The 23,538-nt window shown below is 68.4% G+C and carries 23 protein-coding genes; 12 read left to right on the plus strand and 11 right to left on the minus strand.

The genetic code is table 11. The features are described from left to right. Positions 1-44: 44 nt before the first annotated feature. A complete protein-coding gene (locus ACWEOI_RS13345) occupies positions 45-2,798 on the plus strand; it encodes an ATP-binding protein (protein ID WP_452359756.1) in 2,754 nt (917 codons plus the stop codon). Positions 2,799-3,160: 362 nt separating this feature from the next. Next, complete coding sequence (locus tag ACWEOI_RS13350; protein ID WP_433665960.1) at positions 3,161-3,394, plus strand: hypothetical protein; 234 nt, start codon at positions 3,161-3,163, stop codon at positions 3,392-3,394. A 431-nt stretch (positions 3,395-3,825) separates the two neighbouring features. On the opposite strand, the gene ACWEOI_RS13355 is transcribed toward ACWEOI_RS13350, so the two are convergent. Together ACWEOI_RS13355 and ACWEOI_RS13360 are read right to left on the minus strand one after the other, a co-directional pair. Beyond that, a complete protein-coding gene (locus tag ACWEOI_RS13355; RefSeq protein ID WP_433665961.1) occupies positions 3,826-4,611 on the minus strand; it encodes an oxidoreductase in 786 nt (261 codons plus the stop codon). A 19-nt stretch (positions 4,612-4,630) separates the two neighbouring features. Then, positions 4,631-5,431 (minus strand): alpha/beta hydrolase, encoded by an 801-nt coding sequence (locus ACWEOI_RS13360; RefSeq protein WP_452359757.1) that lies wholly within the window; start codon positions 5,429-5,431, stop codon positions 4,631-4,633. Between the two features lie 144 nt (positions 5,432-5,575). Here ACWEOI_RS13360 and ACWEOI_RS13365 point away from each other — a divergent pair, with 144 nt between their 5' ends. Together ACWEOI_RS13365 and ACWEOI_RS13370 are read left to right on the plus strand one after the other, a co-directional pair. Beyond that, positions 5,576-6,550: a LysR family transcriptional regulator gene (locus tag ACWEOI_RS13365; protein ID WP_433665963.1), complete on the plus strand. Its 975-nt coding sequence runs from the start codon at positions 5,576-5,578 to the stop codon at positions 6,548-6,550. A 367-nt stretch (positions 6,551-6,917) separates the two neighbouring features. After that, a complete protein-coding gene (locus ACWEOI_RS13370; protein ID WP_452359758.1) occupies positions 6,918-7,346 on the plus strand; it encodes a response regulator in 429 nt (142 codons plus the stop codon). Between the two features lie 107 nt (positions 7,347-7,453). Here ACWEOI_RS13370 and ACWEOI_RS13375 read toward each other — a convergent pair whose 3' ends face one another. Further along, positions 7,454-8,188, minus strand: coding sequence for a TetR/AcrR family transcriptional regulator (locus ACWEOI_RS13375; RefSeq protein ID WP_452359759.1), 735 nt, complete (start codon positions 8,186-8,188; stop codon positions 7,454-7,456). A gap of 94 nt (positions 8,189-8,282) precedes the next feature. On the opposite strand from ACWEOI_RS13375, the gene ACWEOI_RS13380 reads away from it, so the two are divergent. Beyond that, the gene (locus ACWEOI_RS13380; protein WP_452359760.1) at positions 8,283-9,314 is read left to right on the plus strand and encodes an alpha/beta fold hydrolase; all 1,032 of its coding nucleotides are present in this window, start codon (positions 8,283-8,285) and stop codon (positions 9,312-9,314) included. A gap of 119 nt (positions 9,315-9,433) precedes the next feature. Then, positions 9,434-10,159 carry a hypothetical protein gene (locus ACWEOI_RS13385; RefSeq protein WP_452359761.1) on the plus strand — a complete coding sequence of 242 codons (726 nt, stop codon included), beginning with the start codon at positions 9,434-9,436 and terminating at the stop codon, positions 10,157-10,159. A gap of 502 nt (positions 10,160-10,661) precedes the next feature. Here ACWEOI_RS13385 and ACWEOI_RS13390 read toward each other — a convergent pair. Continuing rightward, a complete protein-coding gene (locus ACWEOI_RS13390; protein WP_452359762.1) occupies positions 10,662-11,102 on the minus strand; it encodes a Zn-ribbon domain-containing OB-fold protein in 441 nt (146 codons plus the stop codon). A 178-nt stretch (positions 11,103-11,280) separates the two neighbouring features. Continuing rightward, complete coding sequence (locus ACWEOI_RS13395) at positions 11,281-12,720, minus strand: SDR family oxidoreductase (protein WP_452359763.1); 1,440 nt, start codon at positions 12,718-12,720, stop codon at positions 11,281-11,283. A gap of 50 nt (positions 12,721-12,770) precedes the next feature. On the opposite strand from ACWEOI_RS13395, the gene ACWEOI_RS13400 reads away from it, so the two are divergent. Further along, the gene (locus tag ACWEOI_RS13400; RefSeq protein WP_452359764.1) at positions 12,771-13,631 is read left to right on the plus strand and encodes a MerR family transcriptional regulator; all 861 of its coding nucleotides are present in this window, start codon (positions 12,771-12,773) and stop codon (positions 13,629-13,631) included. Here the strand turns inward: ACWEOI_RS13400 and ACWEOI_RS13405 are convergent. From ACWEOI_RS13405 to ACWEOI_RS13430, 6 genes are read right to left on the minus strand one after another with little or no spacing between them, the layout of a single operon-like run. Continuing rightward, a complete protein-coding gene (locus tag ACWEOI_RS13405; protein ID WP_452359765.1) occupies positions 13,609-14,487 on the minus strand; it encodes a MerR family transcriptional regulator in 879 nt (292 codons plus the stop codon). The genes ACWEOI_RS13400 and ACWEOI_RS13405 overlap by 23 nt on opposite strands. After that, complete coding sequence (locus ACWEOI_RS13410) at positions 14,484-14,897, minus strand: hypothetical protein (protein WP_433665973.1); 414 nt, start codon at positions 14,895-14,897, stop codon at positions 14,484-14,486. Before ACWEOI_RS13410 ends, ACWEOI_RS13405 begins: the two co-directional genes overlap by 4 nt. Beyond that, positions 14,894-16,180: a class I SAM-dependent methyltransferase gene (locus tag ACWEOI_RS13415; RefSeq protein ID WP_452359766.1), complete on the minus strand. Its 1,287-nt coding sequence runs from the start codon at positions 16,178-16,180 to the stop codon at positions 14,894-14,896. Before ACWEOI_RS13415 ends, ACWEOI_RS13410 begins: the two co-directional genes overlap by 4 nt. Continuing rightward, positions 16,177-16,902: a DUF1365 domain-containing protein gene (locus ACWEOI_RS13420; RefSeq protein ID WP_452359767.1), complete on the minus strand. Its 726-nt coding sequence runs from the start codon at positions 16,900-16,902 to the stop codon at positions 16,177-16,179. The genes ACWEOI_RS13415 and ACWEOI_RS13420 overlap by 4 nt, the downstream gene beginning before the upstream one ends. Then, on the minus strand, positions 16,899-18,242 hold the full coding sequence (locus ACWEOI_RS13425) for an NAD(P)/FAD-dependent oxidoreductase (RefSeq protein WP_452359768.1): 1,344 nt from the start codon (positions 18,240-18,242) through the stop codon (positions 16,899-16,901). Before ACWEOI_RS13425 ends, ACWEOI_RS13420 begins: the two co-directional genes overlap by 4 nt. After that, positions 18,230-18,820 (minus strand): lipocalin family protein, encoded by a 591-nt coding sequence (locus tag ACWEOI_RS13430; RefSeq protein ID WP_452359769.1) that lies wholly within the window; start codon positions 18,818-18,820, stop codon positions 18,230-18,232. The genes ACWEOI_RS13425 and ACWEOI_RS13430 overlap by 13 nt, the downstream gene beginning before the upstream one ends. Positions 18,821-18,965: 145 nt before the next feature. On the opposite strand from ACWEOI_RS13430, the gene ACWEOI_RS13435 reads away from it, so the two are divergent. The 5 genes from ACWEOI_RS13435 (at position 18,966) to ACWEOI_RS13455 (ending at position 23,528) form a co-directional block, all read left to right on the plus strand. After that, positions 18,966-19,919: an SDR family NAD(P)-dependent oxidoreductase gene (locus tag ACWEOI_RS13435; RefSeq protein WP_452359770.1), complete on the plus strand. Its 954-nt coding sequence runs from the start codon at positions 18,966-18,968 to the stop codon at positions 19,917-19,919. A gap of 133 nt (positions 19,920-20,052) precedes the next feature. Continuing rightward, positions 20,053-21,162 carry a HoxN/HupN/NixA family nickel/cobalt transporter gene (locus ACWEOI_RS13440; protein WP_452360137.1) on the plus strand — a complete coding sequence of 370 codons (1,110 nt, stop codon included), beginning with the start codon at positions 20,053-20,055 and terminating at the stop codon, positions 21,160-21,162. 35 nt (positions 21,163-21,197) lie between these two features. Then, entirely contained in the window at positions 21,198-21,572 is a 375-nt protein-coding gene (locus ACWEOI_RS13445; protein WP_433665979.1) for a hydrogenase/urease maturation nickel metallochaperone HypA, read from the plus strand. Then, a complete protein-coding gene (gene hypB / locus ACWEOI_RS13450) occupies positions 21,530-22,384 on the plus strand; it encodes a hydrogenase nickel incorporation protein HypB (RefSeq protein WP_433665980.1) in 855 nt (284 codons plus the stop codon). The genes ACWEOI_RS13445 and hypB overlap by 43 nt, the downstream gene beginning before the upstream one ends. Positions 22,385-22,472: 88 nt before the next feature. Continuing rightward, on the plus strand, positions 22,473-23,528 hold the full coding sequence (locus tag ACWEOI_RS13455) for an NADH-quinone oxidoreductase subunit B family protein (RefSeq protein ID WP_433665981.1): 1,056 nt from the start codon (positions 22,473-22,475) through the stop codon (positions 23,526-23,528). Positions 23,529-23,538 lie beyond the last annotated feature (10 nt).

The following is a 23,538-nucleotide window of genomic DNA, read 5'->3' on the forward strand; positions in this document are numbered from 1 at the left end:
AATAGCAGCCGTGTAACGCGACGACGGTGGCCTAGTGTGGGGTAATGGCCGCGCAGACCACCGCCCTTCGCGGACGCACCGAGGAACGCGAACGCCTCGACAACCTGCTGCACCGCGTTCGACACGGGGAGAGCGGTGCGCTCGTCCTGCGGGGGGAAGCCGGAATCGGCAAGACGACGCTGCTGGAGTACCTCGCCGATCGGGCGACGGGGTGTCGAATCGCGGCGGTGACCGGAGTGGAGTCCGAGCTGGAGCTGCCGTTCGCGGCGCTCCATCAGCTGTGCTCACCTATGTTCGACCTGATTCCCGGCCTCCCCGAACCACAGCAGCGGGCTCTCCAGGTGGCCTTCGGGCACGTCGCCGGCGATAGGCCCGACAAGTTCGTCGTCGGACTGGCGGTCCTCGGCCTGCTGGCGGAAGCGGCGGCCGACCGACCGGTCGTGTGCTCGATCGACGACGCACAGTGGCTCGATGAAGCATCGATCCAGGTTCTCGGTTTCGTCGCACGGCGATTGGCAGCCGAGTCGGTGGTGATGGTCTTCGCGGTCCGCGAGCCCGCCGGTGAGCACCTGCTCGCGGGCATCCCGGCACTGGCCGTCTCCGGCCTCGGCCACGATGACGCGGTCGCGCTCCTGAGCGCGACCCTGCCGGGCAAGCTCGACCGCCGGGTCCGCGACCGGATCGTCACCGAGACCGACGGGAACCCCCTGGCACTGCTGGAATTGGCCCAGCGCGGAAAGGCCGAGCTGATGGGCGGATTCGCGTTTCCCGCGATGACAGCCGGCAGTCTCCACGACCACTACGTGCGTCGCATCCGGGCGCTGCCCGACCCGACCCGCCTGCTACTGCTGCTCGCCGCCGCGGAACCCACCGGAGACGCCGCCCTACTCTGGCGGGCTGCACAGTCGATGGGCCTCGAGCGCACCTCCGCGGAGCCCGCCATCGAGGAACGGCTGTTCGAGGTCGGAGGACAGGTGCGGTTCAGCCACCCGCTGGTGCGCGGTGCCGCCTACGCCGCTGGGACGCCTGACGAGCGTCGCGCGGTGAACGCGGCGCTGGCGGCTTCGCTCGATGCCGAGACCGAGCCCGAACGCCGGGTGTGGCACCTCGGCGCCGCCACCATCGGTCCCGATGAACAGGTCGCGACCGCGCTGTACGAGGCGGCCGCGCGGGCCCGGGCACGAGGAGGAGTCGCCGCGGCCGCATCGTTCCTGGAGCGGGCCGCGGCGCTCACCGCTGACGCGCGACAACGCACCGAGCGAACCCTCGAGGCTGCGCAGGCCAATCTCGACGCCGGCCGTTACGACGCGGCGCTGGGTCTGGTCGCCGAAGCCGAGGCGGATGCGGTCGACGATCTGCAGCGCGCCCGCGCGGATCTGATGCGAGGTCTGACCGGACGCGCCGCAAGGTCCGGCGCCGATGCTCCGGTGGCGCTCGTGCACGCGGCTCGGCGGCTCGAGTCCCTCGATCCCAGGCTGGCCTGCGACACCTATCTGGATGCGTGGGGCGCGGCTTTGGTCGCGGGGAGCCTGGCGTATTCGAGCGGCGACCTGGCATCGGTCTCGCAATCCGCTCGCTCCGCGCCGACGCCGACAATCCCCGGCGCGGGCGACGCGCTGGCCCTCGGGCTGGCGACGCTGATCACTGCCGGAACGGCCACCGCGGCACCCGTGCTGAGGGAGGCCGTGACGAGTTTCCTCGATGACACCACTCCGACCGAGGTCTTCTTGCGCCGCGGAGTGTTGGTCGCGAACGCGGCTCTCTCGCTCTGGGATTTCGAGGCGTGGGATTCGGCGACCAGCCGGCACGTGGCGTTGGCGCGCGAGGCCGGCGCACTCGCGCCGCTTGCCAACGCGCTCAACGCACATCGAGTTGTCGCGTTGTGGCGCGGCGACGTGGACGACGCGCGCGACCTCGGCCTCGAGGAGCAAAGGGTCAAGGAGGTCACCGGAACGCTCAGAGCCTCATACGGCGATCTCTTCCTCCTGGCCTACCAGGGACACGCCGCCGAAGCCGCACCGCTCATCGCCGCTGTGCGCGCCGAGTCCACGGCTCGCGGTGAAGGGCTGGGAGTGCAGATCACCCAGCGGGCCACCGCGTTGCTCCACCTCGGCCTCGGCCACTACGACCTGGCATTCGAGGCCGCGGTCCACGCGGCCACGGGTGACCTCGGCCCCTTCACCGCCCAGGCACTGCCGGACCTGGTCGAGGCCGCCGTGCGCAGCGGCGATATCGACACGGCGACGGCGACCGTGGACAGGCTGATCGCCTATGCGGCGGTTCCCGAATCGGATTGGGCGGCAGGTCTGTTGGCGCGCTCGCAAGCCCTGGTCAGCGTCGGCGAGACGGCCGAGCGGTGTTATACCGAGGCGGTCGAGCGGCTCGGTCACACGCGCCTGCGGTTCGAGCTGGCTCGGTCACGACTGCTGTTCGGCGAGTGGCTGCGGCGCGAACACCGACGCGGCGATGCCCGCCACCAGCTGAAAGCGGCGTTCGAAGAGTTCGTCGCCATGGGAGCCGATGGATTCGCCGAACGCACTCGGCACGAATTGCTCGCCACCGGCGAGAAGGTCCGCAAACGGACCGCCGACACACTCAACGACTTGACCCCGCAGGAACAACAGATAGCCCAGATGGCGCGCGACGGCCGAACCAACCAGGAAATCGGCAACGAGCTCTACATCAGCGCCCGCACAGTCGAATGGCACCTGCGCAAGGTCTTCGGCAAGCTGGGGATCAGCTCTCGACGCGAATTGCGTGACGCCCTACCGGCTCGCGACATCGAGCGGTCCACCTGATCGCGGAAGTCGGACCGGTACGGCGTTGGTTCGGGCCGCGAACTCGCGACCGCTCCAGGGCGTGCGGCTGGACCGCGTCGGCCGCGAGGACACACGTGCCGGGAGCTGCCCTGGCCGTGCGACCGGGCAACGGCCAGGGGTGATCACGGGCGCGAACGACGACCCATCCGACGGAAGGTGAGTCTGTTCCCGGCGAATGACGTTCGGGCTACTCGGTCGAGATCTCGGCGAATTCGCCTGCAGCCCACGCCGCGGGTCGAGAGCTGAGGGCCTTGCTGAACGGCAGGGAAATCCCGGATGGACGATCCATGACATACTTCCCGCACCCGAGTGTCCGGTGCCGTGGCCGGACACCTTTGTCGATGCGAGAAGCCATGCTTGATGACCCTGAGCTCGTCCAGGCGCGAAACTTTCTGGACGACTTGCGCCGGCACGCGCGGACGCTGACGCGTCGGCTGCAGTCGGTGCCCGCGGCCGCGGCGGTCCCGCATTCCCGCACGGTCGAGGCCGAACTGGCCGCCGTGCACGACCAGATCAACCTGTTGTATCGGCGCTTTCCCGCACTTCAGGATCCAGCGCCGGCACCGGCCGGGTAGCAGCCCGAATCAAGAATTCCTTTAAACCGCATGCCTTTTGGCGAATCGTGGCATACTTCGCGAATCGTATCGAGGGGCGGTTGACGGTGCGGGTGACAGCACGCGACCATGACGTATGGCAGCGAATGATGAGGATCAACAGATCACGGAACGTCCCGTCCGGGACACCATCCCGCTGCTCGTCGAGCGGATGGCCGCGCGCAGACCGGCTTCCACCTCGGACTGATTCGAGGCTCGGGTGACTACCGAGGATCACGAACTCGCCCAGGCACGGGTATTCCTGGGCGAACTCGACCTCTACGCGCAACAGTTGGCGCGTCGACGAGGTCAGTGGCCGGCGGACTCCCCCGGCCAGACCATCGAAACCGAATTACGGCAGGTAGGGCAGCAGATCGATAACCTCTGCCGCCGATTCCCGCAGCTTCGCGCACTCAGATCGTGGTGATCATTCCGCCGTCGACGACGAAGTCCGATCCGGTGATATTGGCCGCCCGTGTGCTGGCAAGGAAGACAGCGAGATCGGCGATCTCCTCGGGTCGGGTGAACCGTCCGGTGGCGGTCTGCGCCACCGCGGTGCGCGCGACAGCGTCCGGGTCACCGCCCGCGTTGTCGGCGATCGTGCGGGCTACGCCGTGCGCACCGAGCCACAGGTCCGTGGCGACCGGGCCGGGACTGATGGTGTTGACCCGGACACCCTGCGCGCCAACCTGTTTCGATAGCGACTTGCTGAAGTTGGTGAGGGCGGCCTTGGCGGCGCTGTAGTCGATGACCGTCGGGTCCGGCAGCTTCGCGTTGACCGAACTGATGGTGACGATGCTGCCTCGTCCCGCGTCGAGCATGGCCGGCAGTACCGCACGGGTGACGCGGATCGCGGAGAACAGATCGAGGGTGAGGGTGGCCAGCCAGTCGTCGTCCCCGATGTCGAGGAAGCCGTTCAACCGCGGTGTCACGCCGCCGACATTGTTGAACAGCAGGGCTGTCGTCCCGAACTTGGCTGCGACCGCGCCCAATTCGGTCGCCCCCTGCTCGGTGGACAGATCCACCTCCACCGGGTGAACGCGGCCGGTGTCGGCGAGCGCCAGGAGGTCGTCGCCGCTGCGGCGAGCCGCGGCCACCACGACCGCGCCCTCCTCGACGAGCGAACGGGTGATGGCCAGCCCGATACCCCGGCTCGCGCCGGTCACGACCGCGAGCGTGTCGGTGAGTCCCAAGTCCATGGCCGCGCCCTCCTCGGTGTCAGAATCCCTTGTCCGCCAGCCAGGCCAGGACCGCGTCGGCCACGTCCTTCCAGCCGCTGTCGACGGTGAGCGAATGGCCGCGACCCTCGAACTGCCGCAGTTCGGTCACGGCGGTGGAATCGCGGTACTGCTTCAGCGTCGAGCGGGTCACCACGTCGGGGACGGTGTGGTCCTCCAGACCCGAAATGAGCAGCAACGGGCCACGATCGGCGTTGCCGGTGTCGACCGCGGCCTGCGAGTGCAGGACGAAGTTCGCGGCGGCGGCCTGGAAGAGCGGGCGCGCGGGTGAGGGCACCGTCCACTTCTCGAACAGCTCGTCGGACTCCCGCTCGCTGACCGCGTTGCCGAAGCCGAACCGGAATTCCTTCTCGGTCAGTGACACGGATTTGTGCAGGTTGGCGGGATTGCCCAGCGCGGGGAGTCCGGCGCGCAACTGCGCGAGCGGCAGCGGCAGCACCCCTTTGATCTGAGCCGGATCGATCGCCACGCCCGCGATTCCGAGGCCGCGGCCCATCAGTTTCTCGGTGAGCAGCCCGCCGAAGGAGTGGCCGATGATGATCGGGGCAGCGGGCAACGTGTCGATGATGTCGGCGTAATGCGCTGCGGCGTCGTCGATTCCGATGTTCGCCACCGCCTCGGGATGCGCGCGAGCCTCGGCGACGGTGTCGGGCTCGTGGGGCCAGCCGGGCGCGATCGGGGCATAACCCGCGGCGCGGAAATGGTCGAGCCACGGCGCCCAACTGGTGGCGTGCAACCACAGCCCGTGAATGAAAACCACCGGTGTCGGTGTCTGCGGCATGTCGCTCCCCTTTCGGACCCTGATCCACTTCACCACCGCGATCCGCGGAGCGTCCAAGTCGTATCGCGCCCCGATCGATAACCCAGCCCGCATACTTGCTGGTGACGTGCTTTCGGACCGCCGTTGGCGGGAACAGGGGCGACCATGGATCTCGATCTGCGGCAGTTGCGTTACTTCGCTGTGCTTGCCGAGGAGCTCCATTTCGGCCGGGCGGCCGCGAGGCTGTTCATTACCCAGCCCGCGCTGTCGAAGCAGATCCGCCGACTCGAGGACCACCTCGGCAGTCCGCTGTTCGAGCGCGACAGCCGCCATGTCGCGCTCACTGCCCGGGGGCGCCGCGTCTTGGTGGACGCGCGGGAGATCATCACGCTGGCAGCGCGTATCGGCCACGGCCCCACCGATTCCGACGAGGTGCGGATCGCACACATTTTCGAATTGCAGACCAGCCGGACCGTGGCCGACGAGTTCGCCGCCGCCCACCCCGCCGTCCGGATCGTCGAGCGGTCACTGGACAGCGTTCGGCAGCTGGACGCACTGCTCGACCACCGCCTCGACATCGCCATCCTGCGGGTCACCGACGCCATGACCGCCCAACACCCGACGGGTTGGCATTTCCGCCGCCTGCGCCTGGAACCCATGCTGCTGGTCGGGCGGTCCAGCGATCCGCCGCAGACGGAAGTCTCGCTGTATGACCGTCCGGTGGAGGTCTTCGCCGACGGTCCGGACTCGGGGCTGTACAACGCACACGGCGACTACATGACGACGCTCGAACGCCACGCCGATCTCGGATTGCGCTGGCTGGGCAACCCGGGCGCTTTCGGACACTGTCTGGCCGCCTGGCATCGAAGGTCGCAGCCCGCCCGGATCCTCGAGTTCGAGAGCTATGCGCGGCGTTACGCGGAGTTCGGCGCCCCGATCCACCAACCGCTGGAATTCCAGCCGTATTACCCGTGGTCGATCGCCTGGCGTGACGAACCGCCCGCTTCGCCCGTCGCCGAGTTCCTCGACATCGCCGAGAAGATCGCGAGCGATCGGCAGTGGCGCGTACCTTCACCTCGGTTGGCACAGCCGTGGCTACCGCCCGACGCCGCCTGGACGCCCCCGCCCTCGTGGGGCTGACTGCGGATTCCTGGGTGCCTCCGCCGGTCGATTTGTATGCCCAGGGCATCGGGGCGGGACTCGTCGCGGGATACCGCAAGCTCGCCCTGACAAGAGAGGCACTGCGCGAATGCGCTTTATGGGACGACCCGCGCAAATTGGCTAGGCCCAGCGGACAGCGCCACCAGTAGTGGGATTCCAGGGGATTGAGCCCGCCTTGTAAACACCGCGAAAACAGCTCGCAGAATTATTGCTGCCGGATTGCTGATTGTCATAAGGTCGAAGCACGTCGATCGCGGTGCCACCATTGCGATAACAGGATTGCCTCGATTCAGCTTCACAACGCTGCGGATTCGACGATCGAGGACCTGTCTGCGAAGGATCCATTTTGAGCCGATTCCCGTGCTCTGCAAAAGAATTCACACTGCCGTCGACCCTTGCGACCAAGCCCAGCAAGGTCCTCGTCGTCGAGAGCAACCCAGCGATGGCAGAGATCGAGGGACTTGTGCTGGCAAGTGCCGGCCATGAGGTGGTTTCCGCCCGCAATGCGCAGCGCGCTTTGACCGCCGTTCGGCGATGGCATCCAGACTTGGTGCTGCTCGAGCTGGACTTGCCCGATCTGCCGGGCGCGCATCTTTGCCGACAGCTGCGGAATTCTTCATCAATACCGGTCATCGCCATCTCCCTGGATGGCAATCCCGACGCCATCGATGAGGCCTACGCGGCCGGCGCGTGCGACTACCTGCCCAAACCGCTGAGAAGCCGTGACTTGCTCGACTGCATCGACGCCCATCTCGCATCACCGCAGCTGGTCTGAAACGTCCATCAAAGGCTGCGCCCCCCTTGGCCTCGCGCCCTGCACTGATCGAACCAGCCGGCTCGGCCTTACCGAGCAAACCGACGCCCGATCGACGGCGTAATCGTCTACTTCGAGTAGCGCTTCGCTGCGGCGGTGTGGTCGACGAGGGTTTGGACTCCGTCGAAAATGCGATCCAGGCCGAATGCGAGGGGATCGATTTTCGCGGTGGTCTCGGCGAGTGTCCTCGCCAGGGCGGGGAAGCGTTCGGCGTGGCGGTCGATTAGTTCGCTGGTGAGCTGCTGCCATTCGCGGGCATGGTCGGCGTCGAAGTCGACGTGCTGCTGGGCGATATTGCGGACGTGTCCGGCGATGAGCAGGAATGTTTGATGACGTTCGGCCGCCTGGAGGCCGGTGGATTCCAACACCGCCAATGCCGCGTCCATCCAGCGGAGTTGGTGCGGGCCGAGGAGTTGTCGGCGCATGGCGATCGCGGTGAGCAGCCACGGATGCGCTCGATAGATCTCCAGCAACTGACGGGCCCACGCGAGGAGTCGGGTGCGCCAGCCCGTGCCGGCCTCGGGTAGCTCGGGTTCGACGGCCAGCACGGCCTCGACCATCAATTCGACGAGTGCCGACTTGCCGGGGATGTGGCGGTAGAGGGCCATCCCCGAAACACCGAATGCGGCGGCCACCCTGTTCATCGACACGGCCTCCAGGCCGTCGAGGTCGGCGCGCGAGACCGCCGCCGCGGTGATGCCGTCCACGGTCAGGCCAGGTTTGGGTCCGCGGACGGACTCACCCCAGAGCAGCGCGGCAGCGGTGCGCAGATCACGGAGTTTGTCCTCGGCGCTGCGGGCCATGACCGGTTCTCCTGCGGGGTCGTAGTTGACAGACTCGTCAACTGTTTATACCTTAAACCTCGTTGTTTATGACATAAACAGTTGAGGAGTCATCATGCGGATCCCGGGCACGAAGCACGCGCAGCGGCTGCGCATCACCACCCCGGACGGCATCGACGAAGCCGGCTTCGTCGAGATCGGCGGGATCGCTCAATGGATCTCGATCCGCGGCGAGCATCGCGACAACCCGGTCCTGCTCGAAATCCACGGCGGCCCCGGCGCTTCCAACCTCATCTACGCCGCCCGCACCCGGGAATGGGAACGCCACTTCACCGTGGTGCGCTGGGATATTCGCGGCGCCGGCAAGACCTTCGGCCACACCGGCCCGACCGGTCAGGGAGAGATGAGCCTGGCCCAGCTCGAGCGCGATGGTGTGGAAGTTGTCGAGCAGGTGCGGGCTCGGCTCGGTGTCGACAAGGTCGTTCTGATGGGCTGCTCCTTCGGCTCCTTCATCGCGCTGCGTCTGGCCCGCCGCCACCCCGAATTGTTCTCCGCCTACGTCGGCACCGACCAGAACATCAACGCCGGCGGCCGTGACCGCACCGCCTACACCGGACTGCTCGAGCGGCTCGAAAAGTCGGGCAAGCACAAGGATCTCGCAGCTGTCACCGCCATGACCGCGGACAGGTCGGCATGGACCACGTCGGACTGGTCGCAGTTCAACAAGCACACCGTCGGTTCCGATCCGCTCACCTTCGACACCGTCAAGAAGGTCGTGATGGGGTCGCTACTGACCTCGCCACTGCACTCCCTCGGCGAGGTCCGTACCTACACGCAGGCCATGAGTTTCTCCGAATGCCTTGCCCCGCAATCGGTCACGATCGACGAATGGGCCGAGGGCACCGACTTCGCGATCCCGTTCTTCCTCTTCCAAGGTGAACACGACGTCATCACCCCGGCCCAAACGGCCGAGCGGTTCTTCGACGACGTCACCGCCCCGATGAAGACATTCGCTCTCATCGAGGACGCCAGCCACTTCGCGGCCTTCCGCCGGCCCGATCGGTTCCTCGACCTCTTGCTGAACCACGTCCGCCCCGCGATCACAGCACATGTCACACCTGCGACCGCTGCATCGTCGATCGACTAGACACCCCAGGCACGACAAGAAGAACGAGGATTGAGAATGTCCATCGAGAACCTGCGCACCGTCGTGCGCGGTGGTGTGATCCTGCCGGGCGATGCCGATTTCGAGCAGGCGGCGCAGCCGTGGAATTCCGCTGTCGCGCAGTCCGTGGCGGCCGTGGTCGAGGCGGCCGATGCGCCCGAGCGGTCTTCGAGCTGTTCACCGAACTCACCACCGACGCACCCGCCGAACTGTCGGTGTGGTTGCAGCGCTACCAGATTCCCGGCGCCGCGCCGACGGTCGCCATCGACTTCGCCTACCTCGGTGATCCCGCAGAGGGACGACAACTGACCCGCCGGCTCGACACGATCGGGGGCCACATCGCCGATACCCGCGGCGAGCTCAGCCCGGCCGAGATCGGCAAGATCACCGCCGAACCCACCGACCCCAGCCCCTCGCTCTCGCGCGGCGAACTGCTCACCGACCTAGGCGACGCGGTGGTGAAGACCCTCATCGACGCACCCGTCGCACCACTGCTCAACGTGCAGATCCGTGGCCTGGGCGGCGCACTCGCACGGCAGCGGCCCAACGGCGGCGCACGCGTCCCGGTCACCGAACCGTACGCGTTGTACCTGCTCGGGCTCGGGTTGCCACACCTGCTCGGCGCCATCGGTGACCGATTCGAGGAGATCATCGACGCGCTCGGCGCGAGCATCACCGGTACCAAGCCCTACACTTTCCTCGCTCCGGGTGAGTCCGCCGCCGCGGCCTTCGATCCCGACACCCTGACGCGGCTGCAGCAGATCAAGCGAACCCGTGACCCGCACAACGTCATTCGTGCCAACTTCCCGGTACTCGGCCGCCCCTGAGATGCGGTAAAGGCGATCGAGTCGGCGGTCATCGCAGGCGGGGCGCGCTTGCTCTCGATATGCGGCGTCGCCGGGAAGGCAAGCGTGCGCAGCGACATCCGAAGTTTGGTCAACGCGCCCTCCCGTCCATCGGTGAGCGACTGGTGGACAACGGTTTTCACTGGCCATGACCGCGGTCTGGGAAAATGCGGCCGGATTACACACAATGGAGGAACTGAAGCCTGGCAGGCTCCGCCAGTCGCAAGGTCTGCTACTGGATACACCACGTCGACGATGGCATCGGCGATGGACCTGAGAATCTGGCGGACGACATCACGCCGATCCGGGTCATCGGTCGCAGTCACCGTCCACCACACCGTGCCATCTCAATCCTCGGCAGCGTCGAGCCCGATGCTCGGACAAGTGTTCATATCCAGCGAGTACAGGTTCACCGTCGTACCACCCAATTCAACTTAGGTCCCCCTAATGACAGGGGCGCTTCTCCAGTTATGGTTCGCATCACCTAACGCCGAACCTGGGCGTTTGCTGTAGTTGCGACCTGTCCTCGAAGACGGTCGTGTAGCGGCTCGGCGCACACCGTGTACGCCGGAAAGCAATCCGTACGAGGGCGTGGCTCGAATCGCACGCGAACAGGGTCGTCCGAGGTCGGCGGAACATCGCCTTCGATCGTCGTGTGAATCCACGGACCTTCGTCCAATTCAACGATGGCGATCAGGGCCGGAACGACATCGCTGGATCCCTGCTCCGGTGCCCGATGCACCGATCGCCACGAGACGATGGAACCGAACCCGGACGAGTCGGCCCACTCGAACTCCTCCGACCGGCAGGACGAACAGGTTGCGATGAACGGTGAGTGCAATGCCCGGCACCCCACACAACGGCGCAGCATCAGGCTCTCAGCGCCTGCGGCATTTCGACTGACGAACTGTTGGAGATCGCTCATGACTACTACCTCGGGGCGCTGTGTTTTATCCGGCCGAATCCAGACTCACCCTCGTACCGCAAAACTGCGACGGTAGAACGGCCCAAGGCATACCTATTTGCGGATACCAGCGCGTTGTCAGCATGGCGGCTCGATCACCGCACCTCGTGAGCCGCTCGTGCAGGGAAACCGTCGACCATCACTGTGCCGCGCCGGTGATATTGCGGACCATGCCGCCGAAGATCAGGGCGTGGAACGGGGCGATGGCGTGCCAGTAGAGGTGGCCGGCGAGGCCGTGGGGTTCGAAGAGGGCGCGCTGGTGGTAGTGCGCGCCGCCTTCGGGGGCCGGGGAGACGGATAGTTCGAGCCAGGCGCGGCCGGGGACTCGCATTTCCGCGCGGAGCAGGATTCGGTGGCCGCGTTCGAGGCGTTCGACGCGCCACCAATCCAGGGCGTCGCCTTCGCGGAGCCGGTGGGGGTGGCGGCGGCCTCGGCGCAGCCCGGCGCCGCCCATCAGGCGGTCGATCCAGCCGCGCAGCGCCCAGGCGGGCGGGAAGGAATACCAGCCGTTGGCGCCGCCGATCGCCTCCAGCACCGACCACACCGCTTCCGGGGTGGCGGACGTATCCTGTTCTCGCACATCGCAATACATCGAGCCGCCGGACCATTCGGGGTCGGTGGGCAGTGGATTGGCCGGGGCGTGGGGCGGATTCGCGTCCGACCAGCGGGTGGGCACGTCCAGGGTTCGGACCCGCTGCAAGGCGAGGGCCACCGCGCGGCGGTACGGTGTCGACCCGCCCGGTGGGTCGGCGATGACCGTGGCGATCTGGTGGTCGGCGCAGATCACGTCGTTGACCAGTGATTCCATCAGCGGTATGGCGATCGGGCGCGGCACCGGGGTCACCAGGTTCACCCACTGGGCCGACAGCCAGGGCGTGAGGACCGGGACCGGCACGATCAACCGGCGGGGCAGCTCGGCGACAGCGGCGTAGCCGCGCATCATGCCGAGATAGGTGAGCACGTCGGGGCCGCCGATGTCGAACGCGTCGTTCACGTCGTCCGGTAGACCCGCGGCGGCGACCAGGTAGTAGAGCACGTCGCGCACCGCGATGGGCTGGATGTGATTGCGCACCCAGCGCGGGGTCACCATGACCGGCAGGCGTTCGGTGAGGTAGCGCAGCATCTCGAAACTCGCGGAGCCGGAACCGATGATGACGGCGGCCCGCAGCACCACCGTGGGCGTCGCCGCCCGCGCCAGGATCTCGCCGACCTCGGCGCGCGACGCGAGATGGCGTGACAGCTCCTGATCGACGGGCGTGATGCCGCCCAGGTAGACGATCCGGCGCAGTCCCGCGTGGTCCGCCGCCGCGGCGACCGTGCGGGCCGCTTCGCGATCGACATGCTCGAAATCGGTGCGCGCCAAGGAATGCACCAGGTAGTAGAGGACGTCCTGCCCGGCCAGGGCGCCGCGTACGTCGTCGGGGCGGGTCACGTCGCCGCACACCACGTCCACTCGATCGCGCCAGGGCACGTCGTCGAGTTTTCCTACGTCGCGGGCGAGGACGCGCACACTGTGCCCGGCCGCCAGCAGTTCCGGCACCAGGCGGCCACCGATATATCCGGTGGCTCCGAACACCACACACCGCACCGTGATCACCCCTTCCGATCATGAACAGGCACAATCAAGGCATGTCGCACCGCCCGATATCCGCCCCCGAACAGACCGGTTTCTCGGTCCGCGCGGCGGCCGAACGGCTCGGCATCCCGACCGCGACCCTGCGCAGCTGGAACCGCCGCTACGGCATCGGCCCCGCACAGGATCGCCCAGGCCGCCACCGGCTCTATACCGAAGGCGATATCGCACTGCTGACGCGGATGGTAGAGCTGATCCGCGCCGGATCCACGCCCGCCGGCGCGGCGGCGGCAGCCCGCGGTTCGGCCCTGTCCCACGGTGATGCGGCCGCGCTGGTGTCGGCGGCCTTCGATCTCGACACCGATGTGGTCTGCGATCTGGTCGAGAAGCACCTGCGCATGTACGGGGTGATCGACACCTGGGATGGATTGTGCCGTCCGGCTTTCGCGAACATCGTCGGCCGCCAGCTCGCGGGCGAGGGCTGCGTGGATGTGGAACATCTGCTGTCGTGGGGCATCGTCGCGGCCCTGCACCGGACCGTGCCGCCGGCCACCGCCCGGCTGTCCGCGCCGCTGATCCTCGCCTGCACCGGCGGTGAAACCCATTCCCTGCCATTGGAAGTGCTGCGCGCGGCGCTCGCGGAACGAGAGGTGGGGGCGCGCATGCTCGGGCCGGATGTCCCGACCGCGGCCCTGGCCGACACGCTGGCCCGCGTCTCGGAGCCCGCCACGGTGGTGCTGTGGTCGCAACAAGAGGCGACGGCCCTCACCTCCGCGATCCGCGCCTGTGCCGACGCCCAGGCGATGGTCTATGTGGGCGGTCCCGGCTGGGACACCCTCATCCTGCCCGAATCCGCCCGGCGGCTCGCCGACCTCACCGAAGCGGTCGAACTGCTCAGCGCGTCCGCGGCGCGGTAAGCGCATCGAGCGCCTCCTCCAACGAGCGTAATCGCGACACTCCGGTCTCGCTGCCGATGTGTTCCCAGCCCGGCCCGGCGACGAACACCGACCCGGACCCGGCGGCCGCCACCCGGAGCGACGCGGGCGACGCGGTGCCCGGCGATTGCGACCACAGCACCACAGCGGCCGGGCGGTCCCGCCGGGACAGAGCGCGCTCGAGGGCCTCCGGCGGAACCGACGCACCGAGCAGCAACGCCGCGGTTCCACCCTCGGCCAAGGCCGCGCGCAGGACTTCGAGCGGCAGCACATGCTGTTCTCCGGCGGTGCAGGCCAACACGATTCGCGGCTCCCCCGCCGCGTCCGCCACCGCCGGAACCGCACGATGCAGGCTCGTCGTGGACGCCCAGGACAGCAGGTGCTCGACCTCGATATAGCCCTCGCCGCGGCGCTGGCGATCGACGATCTCCGCGAAGGCGGGGCGGCACAACAGATTCCAGGTGTCGCCCACCCCGTGATGGGCCACGTGGGCCGACAGCAGCGTCAGCAACCGGGCCACATCCATGCTCTCCGCCGCGGCCAGCACCGGCCCGACATCGCCGCGGCGTGGGGCGGGTTCGGCGACGGCCCGAGCGGCCCGCGCGGCACTGCCGGGACTCGCGCCGGCCCGGACCAACTCGACCATGCGGGTGACCATCGCCAGGTCCGTCGAGGTGTAGGACCGGTGCTCTCCGGGCCGATGCCGCTGCGGGCCGATGCCGTAACGCCGATTCCAGCTGCGCAGGGTCGCGACGGGAACGCCCACCCGCCGCGCGACCGCGCCCACGGTGAACTCGGCCACCGCGCCCGGCTGCGCCCCGCCCGGCCCGGACGTCACGTCCGCACCGCACCATGCGCCGCGATCCGGTGACGCTGCCCACGGCCTCGACGCCACTCGTGGAGCGCGCCGGCCGCGCACAGCACTCCCCAACCGCCGGTCACCGCCAGTGTTTTCACCCGTTCGGGCCGTCCGCGCAGGGCGTAGGCGAACACCAGGGTGTCGGCAGCGTCCGAAGCGACACGCACGGCCATCGCGGTGCGCCGCGCCCGCGGATCGGAGGTCACCACCATCGACACGCCCGAGGCCAGGTCGCGCAGGGCGATCAGCCGTGCCGCGGCTCTCGGCTCCGATTCGAGACCGGTGCCCAAACCCGTGGGCCGCAACAGGATCTCGGGCCGCAGCGCGACGGCGAGTCCGTAGGCGGCCGTCGCCGCGCCGAGGATCCGGGTGGGCGTGGTCGGATTCATCGTGCGCCGCCGTCCCGCTCGCATAGCACGAGGTGTACGACATCGAGGTAGTCCGAACGGAATCCGGCCTCGGAGTAGGCCAGGTACAACCGCCACATCCGCTGGAAGACCTCGTCGAATCCCAGCGAGGCGACGTGGTCGGCGGCGGCGGTGAATCGATCCAGCCACAGTCGCAGCGTGTGCTCGTAGTGGTGGCCCAGACTGCGGCGATGCGTGATCCGCAGGCCGGTGTGTGCCGAAAGGAGCTGGTCCAGGAGGGTTTCCGAGGGCAGGAATCCGCCCGGGAAGATGTACTCCTGGATCCAGGTGTGCGTTCGCCGCGCGGCCCGCAGGCGGTCGTGGGGCATGGTGATGACCTGTAGGGCGATGCGCCCGCCGGGTGCGAGCACCCGTTCGAGGGTGGCCAGGTAGCCGGGCAGGTAGTCGTATCCGACCGCCTCGATCATCTCCACCGACACCACGGCGTCGTAGCGGCCGTCGACGCGACGGTAGTCGAGCAGCTCGATCGATACCCGGTCGGTCAGCCCGGCAGCCGCGATCCGCTGCCGGGCGTGACGCTGTTGCTCCGAGGACAGGGTGAGCGACCGGACCGTCGCGCCCCTGCGTGCCGCCCGCAGCGCCAATTCGCCCCAGCCAGTGCCGATTTCGAGCACGGTGCTGCCCCGCCCGACCCCGGCGTCGTCCAGCAGCCGATCGATCTTGCGATGCTGCGCCGAGGCGAGATCGTCCCAGGTCGGCGCCGGGTCGAGGCGTTCGAACAGCGCCGCCGAATAGGTCAGGGTCTCGTCCAGGAAGGCCGCGAAGAAGTCGTTGGACAGGTCGTAATGGTGGGCCGCATTGCTGCGGGCACCCTCAGCGGTCGCCCTGGTGGCCCGCGGGTGTCGCGGGAGCAGCAGTGGCCGGAACACGTGCAGCGGCCGGGGCACCAGGGCGCGGATGTCGGCGGCCAGCACGGTCAGCACCGCGGGCAGATCCGGGGCGCTCCACTCACCGGCCATGTACGCCTCGCCGAACCCGATGAGACCGGAGACCGCGATCCGCCGGGCGAAGGCGTCGGGATCGTGGAGCGTCAGCCGCGCCGCGGCGGGATCGTCGAGCGCGCCGCCCCACCATTCGCCGCCGGGCAGCTCGATCCGCAGCGGAAGGCGTTGCGCCGCACGCTCGAACAGGGCCAGGACGATTGGGCGGCCGAGCGTGGACCGCACCCCGATCGGCACCGGCGGCGGTGCGATTCGGTGCGCGCCGGGGAGGATGGGCGGCGGCGCGAACGAGGATCGTCTCATGTCAGGACCTCCCGGGAGACAGCGGACGGGCGGGGAGTGATGGGCAGGCCCCGGCGCCACAGCCGCAGGCCTTGCCAGCGGATGAGGGCGCTCACCCGCAGCGTTTCGAGCGGGTGCGCTGCCAGCACCCGGGCCAGGGTGCGCCCGTTCGCGGGAACCACCCGCCCGCTGACGGTCCCGGCGAATACGGCGCGGCCGTCGGCTCCTTCCAGGGTGATCGCCACCCGGACCCGATCCGTGGGTTCCGGAGCCCGCAGCCGGTATCGACCGGCGGCCGGAGTGAACGGGGAGACGTAGAACTCCTTGGGCACCATCGCTTCCGGCTGCGCGGGCACCAGGTAGCGGTGCCGCTGGCCGTAGGTGTTGTGGACCTCGGCGATCACCCAGCGCAGTGTGCCGTTCGCGTCGTGGCACCAGTAGACGGTGAGGGGATTGAAGACGTATCCGAGGATTCGTGCGTTGGCGAGCATGAGAATGCGTCCGTCGCCCAGTTCGATCCCCGCGGCGGCCAGGTAGTCGATCACGTTCGCGCGCAGGGTGGCATCGGGGGCGCCGAGGTGGTCGCGAGCACGGAAGCTCGCGAACCAGCGCCACGGCCACGCTAGTTCGGGCAGTTCGTCCAGGTCGACCAGCCAGCTGTAACTGCGATAGGTGAAGGCGTGCCGCACCGGTTCCAGTCGCGTGTGGTGAATGACGGTGCGCGCCAGCCTCGCCCGGGTCATGACGGTTCCCGAATGGCGGCGGCTGGAGTCGATGGGCTCACGTGCCACCGGCCGCCGATACGTTCGGCGGCGCGCAGCCCTGAGAGCGCGCCGTCCTCGTGGAATCCCCAGCCGTGGTATGCCCCGGCGAAAGCCACTGTGTGGTCCCCGATTTCGGCGAGTCGACGGCGCGCGGTCATGGATTCGGGTGTGTACTGGGGATGTTCGTAGTCCATGGTCGCGAGCACGGTCTCGGGTGCCACCCGGCCGTCGTCGCCGAGGGTGGCCAGGAACCGCCGATCGCCCGGACCGTCGGGCAGGCGTTGGAGCCGAGTCAGGTCGTAGCTGACCTGGACTCGCTCCGGGGTCGCGGCGCAGTGGGGCAGGCGATAGTTCCACGAGGCGCGCGCTCCGGACCGCCGGGGCAGCACCGAATCATCGGTGTGCAGCAGCACCCGATTGGCCGTATAGGGCAGCCCGCCGAGGATGTGCGACTCGGCGATCGTCGGCGAATCCAGTAGGCGCAGCGCCTGTTCCGGGTGCGTGGCGATGACCGCGGCGTCGAAGAACTCCACCTCGTCGGCGTCGTCGCGCACCCCGACCGTGTGCGCGCCACGGTGCACCGAGCGGACCGGAACCCCGGCGCGCACCTCGTGCAGCCGAGCGGCCACGGCCCGCACATAGCTCGCCGAGCCGCCGGCGACGGTGCGCCAGGTGGGCGATCCGAACACGGTGAGCATGCCGTGATGGTCGAGGAACGTGAACAGATAGCGCGCCGGATAGCGCAAGGCCAGCCGTGGCGGACAGGACCAGACCGCCGCCACCAGCGGCACCATGAAATGGGCAGTGAAGTAGGGCGTGAAAGCACAGTCCGCGAGGAACTCGCCCAGGGTGCGTGGTTCGCCCGCGCCGGTGGCCAATTCGGCCCGCGCCAGCCGGTGGAAACGCGTGATCTCGCCGAGCATGCGCAGATAGGGCCGCCGCAGCAGGGCGGCGGGTTCCGGAATCAGTCCGCGCGGCCCCTTCGCGCCGGCGTATTCCAGGCCGCAGCCGTCGCAGCGCACCGACATCGACATGTCGGATTCCTGTGTGCGCACGCCCAGTTCGCCGAACAACCGCAGCAGCGTCGGGTAGGTGCGGTCGTTGTGCACGATGAACCCGGAGTCCACGCCGAGATGATCGCCGGAGCCGTCCGCGCGCACGGGCACCCGATGGGTGTGGGCATGGCCGCCGAGCCGCGAATCCGCCTCGTACAGCACCACTTCGCAGTCGCGGGCCAGCACCCAGGCGGCGGTGAGGCCGGACACTCCGCTGCCGATCACCGCGACGCGGCGGCGGGCCGCCCCGGTCAGCGCGCGCACAGCGGCTCGATTCCGTCGAAGCCTCCGGTCACCGGCGAGGTCAGGAACAGGCAGGGATCCATGCCGGCCGCGTCGATGCCCGTCCGGATGGCGCTCCACTGCCCGGCGTCGGGCACCGGCGTGCGGGAGAGTACGAAACCGGCTGTGCGGCTGGGGTTCACGACGACCGACCAGCGGTAATCGGGATCCAGCGCGGTGACGATGTAGTTGGTCGCCGGATCGGATTCGCCGCGGAAGCTCACCCCCAGTTGCGCATTGGTGGCCGGATCGGTGATGCGCGCGGTTCCGGTGATCTCGTCGCGGGTGCCGAGCCAGGTGGTGCAGGAGTTCCGCACGGTCAGCCCGTCCGGTGTGGGGGTGTAGTCGGCCTGGGTGTCGCGCGCGCAGGCCAGATTGAACGGCTGCGGGATCGCCGCGAGCTGCAGCCAGGTTCCGGTGTACCGGGTCACCTCGAGCGTCGGCACCGGCGCCGGCGGCGCGGCGGCGGCTCGGGCGGCGAACGGCCAGCAGGCGGGCAGGACCGCGGCCGCGGCCGCGGCGCGCAACCATCGGCGGCCGCGCAATGGATTGGTGTGCATGGTTCCTCCGCCGGTTGGGCGTGGGCCGGTCGGTTGTTCCCGGCTCCAGGCTGTCGATGCTAGCATTCAATCGATGCAAAAACGATGCATCTATTCGAATCGACGCCCGACATCGAGCGAGACGAGCGAAAGGCGAGTTGACGGCATGAGCGCGCAGCACGTTCTCGACGACCTCCTGGACCGCTCGGTCCTACTCGGTTACGGCCGCCTCGGTCACCGGCTCCGGCGCGCGTCGTGGCCGCCCATCCCTGCTGATGCGCTCCGCGGCCGCACCGCCCTGGTCACCGGCGCGAACTCCGGGATCGGCAAGGCCATCGCGACCGGGCTGGCGGAGATCGGCGCGACGGTCACCCTGGTCGTGCGCGACCGCGCGCGCGGCGCCGCCGCGGCGGCCGAGATCGCCGCGGCCGCGCCCGGCGCGACGGTCACGGTCGCGCACTGCGATGTCTCCGACCTGGCCGCCGTCCGCGATTTCGCCGCCGACCCGACCCGGCAGCTCGATCGCGTCGATGTGCTGGTCCACAACGCCGGAGTGCTGCCGCCGCAACGCACCGAGAACCCCCAGGGCCACGAGCTCTGCCTGGCGACCCACGTGCTCGGCCCCCTGCTGATGACCGAGGCGCTCGCACCACTGCTGGCCCGCTCGGCGGCGGCGCGGGTGATCCTGGTGTCCTCCGGCGGCATGTACACCCAGGCCCTGCACCCCGGCGACATCGAGTACCGGGCAACCCCCTATCGCGGCGCGACGGCCTACGCGCGCTCGAAGCGCATCCAGGTGGACCTCACCCCGATACTCGCCGATCGGTATGCACCGCAAGGCATTTCCGTGCATTGCATGCACCCGGGCTGGGTGGACACCCCCGGCATCTCGTCGGCACTGCCCCGCTTCCGACGGCTGGCCGGACCGCTGCTGCGCACGCCCGAGCAAGGCGCGGACACCGCGGTCTGGCTGGCGGCCATGGACGTGCCGTCCGGGCGTTTCTGGCACGATCGCCGGGCCCGGCCGGAGCACTACCGGGCGCGGACCCGCACGTCGGCCGCCGCCCGGGAGCAGGTGTGGCAGTACTGCGCTGCCGCGGCGGGCCTACCCGCCCGGTGAAACCATCGAGGCTATCGATGCATAAACAGTTCACTCCGCCGTGCCGACCACGTCCAGTGGCCTTGCCGCGCGGGGTCGGCGGAGTCTACGGTCGAGGAACCCGGGCCGCAGGGAGTCAGCCGTGGCGTCGACAGTGCAGCGACGTGGCCCGATCGGCTTCCTGACCGATCGGTTCACCATCACCAGGCAGGAATGGCTCCGCCTGGCCGGGATCATCGCGGTAGTCGTCGGGTTGCATGTGATCGGCTGGGGCACGCTGATCGGACTCGTGGCCCCACAACATTTCAGCGTCGGTGACCGGACGCTCGGGTTCGGGGTCGGGCTCACCGCCTATGTGCTGGGCCTGCGGCACGCCTTCGATGCCGACCATATCGCCGCCATCGACAACACCACCCGAAAACTCATGCACGACGGGCAGCGGCCGTTGTCGGTCGGGCTGTACTTCTCGCTCGGGCATTCCGCCGTGGTGTTCGGGCTGGCGCTGCTGCTGTCGGTGGGCGTGAAAGCGGTGGCCGGTCCGGTGGCCGACGATTCCTCCGCGCTGCACCACTACTCCGGCGTGATCGGCGCCGCGGTGGTGGGCGGCTTCCTCTACCTCATCGCGATCATCAATCTCGTTGTGCTGACCGGGATTCTGCGGTCGGTGCGCGGGTTGCGGTCGGGCCGGTTCGACGAGGCCGAACTGGAGGACCGGCTCGCCGGGCGCGGGTTCGTGACCCGGCTGCTGGGCCCGGTGATGAAGTCGATCTCCCGGCCGTGGCAGCTGTTCCCGATCGGCCTGCTGTTCGGCCTGGGCTTCGACACCGCCACCGAGGTCGCGCTGCTGGTGCTGGCCGGGACCAGCGCGGCGGCCGGGCTGCCCTGGTACGCCATCCTGTGCCTGCCGGTGCTGTTCGCGGCGGGCATGAGCCTGCTCGACACCATCGACGGCACCTTCATGAACTTCGCCTACGGCTGGGCGTTCGCGCAGCCGCTGCGCAAGGTCTACTACAACCTCACCGTGACGGCGCTGTCGGTGGCGGTCGCCCTGATCGTGGGCACGGTCGAGCTGCTGAGCCTGCGCGGCGCGCGGTCCAACCCCGGCGGGATCGATTCGACGCTGCTCGGCTGCCTGGTCGTCGGGGTTTTCGTCGGCGTCTGGGTGATCGCGCTGGCCGGGTGGCGCTTCGGCCGCATCGAGCAGCGGTGGGCCGGTGCGGCCCGGGTGGAGAGAACCGCCCGCACACCCGAGGCCGGGGAGTAGCGTGGGTCTTCTCCGATCGTCGAATCGAGGCCCGTGTGCACGAGATGGCGATAACCAGCAGCCTGGTCGAGGCGGTGTGTGAACACGCGGCCGGTCGGCGGGTGCACAGTGTGACCGTCGAGGTCGGGGTGCTGTGCGCGGTGATCCCCGCCGCGATGGAGTTCTGTTTCGAGATCGCCACGGAGGGAACCGTGGCCGAGGGCGCGCGGCTCGAGATCGCGGTGATCGCGGGCAGTGCGTCGTGTCGATCCTGTGGCAACCGTTTCGAGGTCGCCGATCCGATCCTGTTGTGTCCCTGCGGCAGCGCCGACGTGGAAGTCATCGCGGGGCGCGAGCTGCGTATCCGGTCCCTGGAGGTGAGCCGGGAATGTGCGCCACCTGCGGCTGCGGTGATGACGGATCAGCCGTGATCACCGTTGTCCCCCACCATCATTCACACGAGCACGATCACGAGCACGGTCATCCGCACCGGCACGACGGCGACGCGGGCGACCACGTGCACGGGCACGGCCCCGGAGAGCACGTGCACCTCGCGCCGACCGAGACGATCACCCTCGAACAGAAGGTGCTGGCGAAGAACGACGCACTGGCCCAAGCGGTCCGGCGCCGGCTGGCCGAGCAGGCCATCCTGGCGATCAATCTGACCAGCTCCCCCGGCTCGGGCAAGACGACCCTGCTCGAGCGCACGCTGCGCGACCTCGCCGACACCTCGATCGCGGTGATCGAGGGCGATCAGGAGACCATGCTCGACGGCGAACGCATCCGCGCGACCGGGCGGCCGGTGGTCCAGGTCAATACCGGCGCCGGATGCCATCTGGACGCCGCCATGATGGACACCGCCCTCACGGCGCTCGCCCCGGCCCCCGGCACGCTGCTGTTCATCGAGAACGTCGGGAATCTGGTCTGCCCCGCCCTTTTCGACCTGGGCGAGCACGCGAAAGTCGTCGTCATCTCGGTGACCGAGGGCACCGACAAACCGTTGAAATATCCGCACATGTTCGCGGCCGCCTCGCTGGTGCTGGTCAACAAAATGGACCTGCTGCCCTACGTGGATTTCGATGTGGAGCGGTGCCGCGAGTACGCGAATTCCATCCATCCCGGCATCGATGTGCTGACGGTGTCCGCGACGACCGGAATGGGCCTGGACAGGTGGTACGAATGGCTGTTCGAACAGACATCCGCGCTGCTCAGCGATCTTGAGGAAGGTCTGCGCCGAGAATAGACTGGCGTGATCAGGGTCACATTTCGACGCGATTCCGGGCTGTATGGGAACCACGCAGGTGGCCACCAGCTTCTGAAGGGCGGCATTCATGCCAACTGGCGAAGCAGTCAAAGCCGAAGAGACGCTGATCCACGTCCTGTGGATCAACGCAGGCCTCAGTTGTGACGGTGACTCGGTGGCGTTGACTGCCGCCACCCAACCCAGTGTCGAGGAGATCGCTCTCGGATCCCTTCCGGGACTGCCGAAGGTCGCCGTCCACTGGCCGTTGATCGATTTCGAATGTGGCCCCGCTGGGGGCGCCGATGACTTCCTGGAATGGTTCTTCAAGGCCGACCGCGGTGAAATCGAGCCGTTCGTGCTGGTCGTGGAGGGCTCCATTCCCAACGAGCAGCTGCACACCGAGGGCTACTGGTGCGGGTTCGGCAACAATCCCGAGACCGGTCAGCCGATGACCACCAGCGAATGGCTGGATCGCTTGGCGCCCAAGGCAACCGCGGTCGTGGCGGTGGGCACCTGCGCCACCTACGGCGGCATCCACGCCATGGCGGGCAATCCGACCGGAGCCATGGGCGTCCCGGACTATCTGGGCTGGGACTGGAAGAGCAAGGCCGGGATCCCGATCGTGTGCGTGCCGGGCTGCCCGATCCAGCCGGACAATCTCTCCGAGACCCTGACCTACCTGCTGTACATGGCGACGGGCCAGGCGCCGATGATTCCGCTCGACGAAGCGCTGCGCCCGAAATGGCTCTTCGGCGCGACCGTGCACGAGGGTTGCGACCGGGCCGGCTATTACGAGCAGGGCGATTTCGCGCACGAATACGGTTCGCCGAAGTGCATCGTCAAACTCGGCTGCTGGGGTCCGGTCGTGAAATGCAATGTTCCCAAGCGCGGTTGGCTCAACGGCGTGGGCGGGTGCCCGAATGTCGGCGGTATCTGCATCGGCTGCACCATGCCCGGATTCCCGGACAAGTTCATGCCGTTCATGGACGAACCACCGGGCGGAAAACTGTCCTCCGCCGCTTCCGGACTGTACGGGTCGGTGATCCGCAGTCTGCGCCACATCACGGCGCGCACCGTGGACAAGGAGCCGCATTGGCGGCATCGGGGCACCGAGCTCGAGACGGGTGCGCGACGCACCTGGTAGGAGAATTCCG

The sequence above is a fragment of the Nocardia sp. NPDC004340 genome, assembly GCF_053602575.1.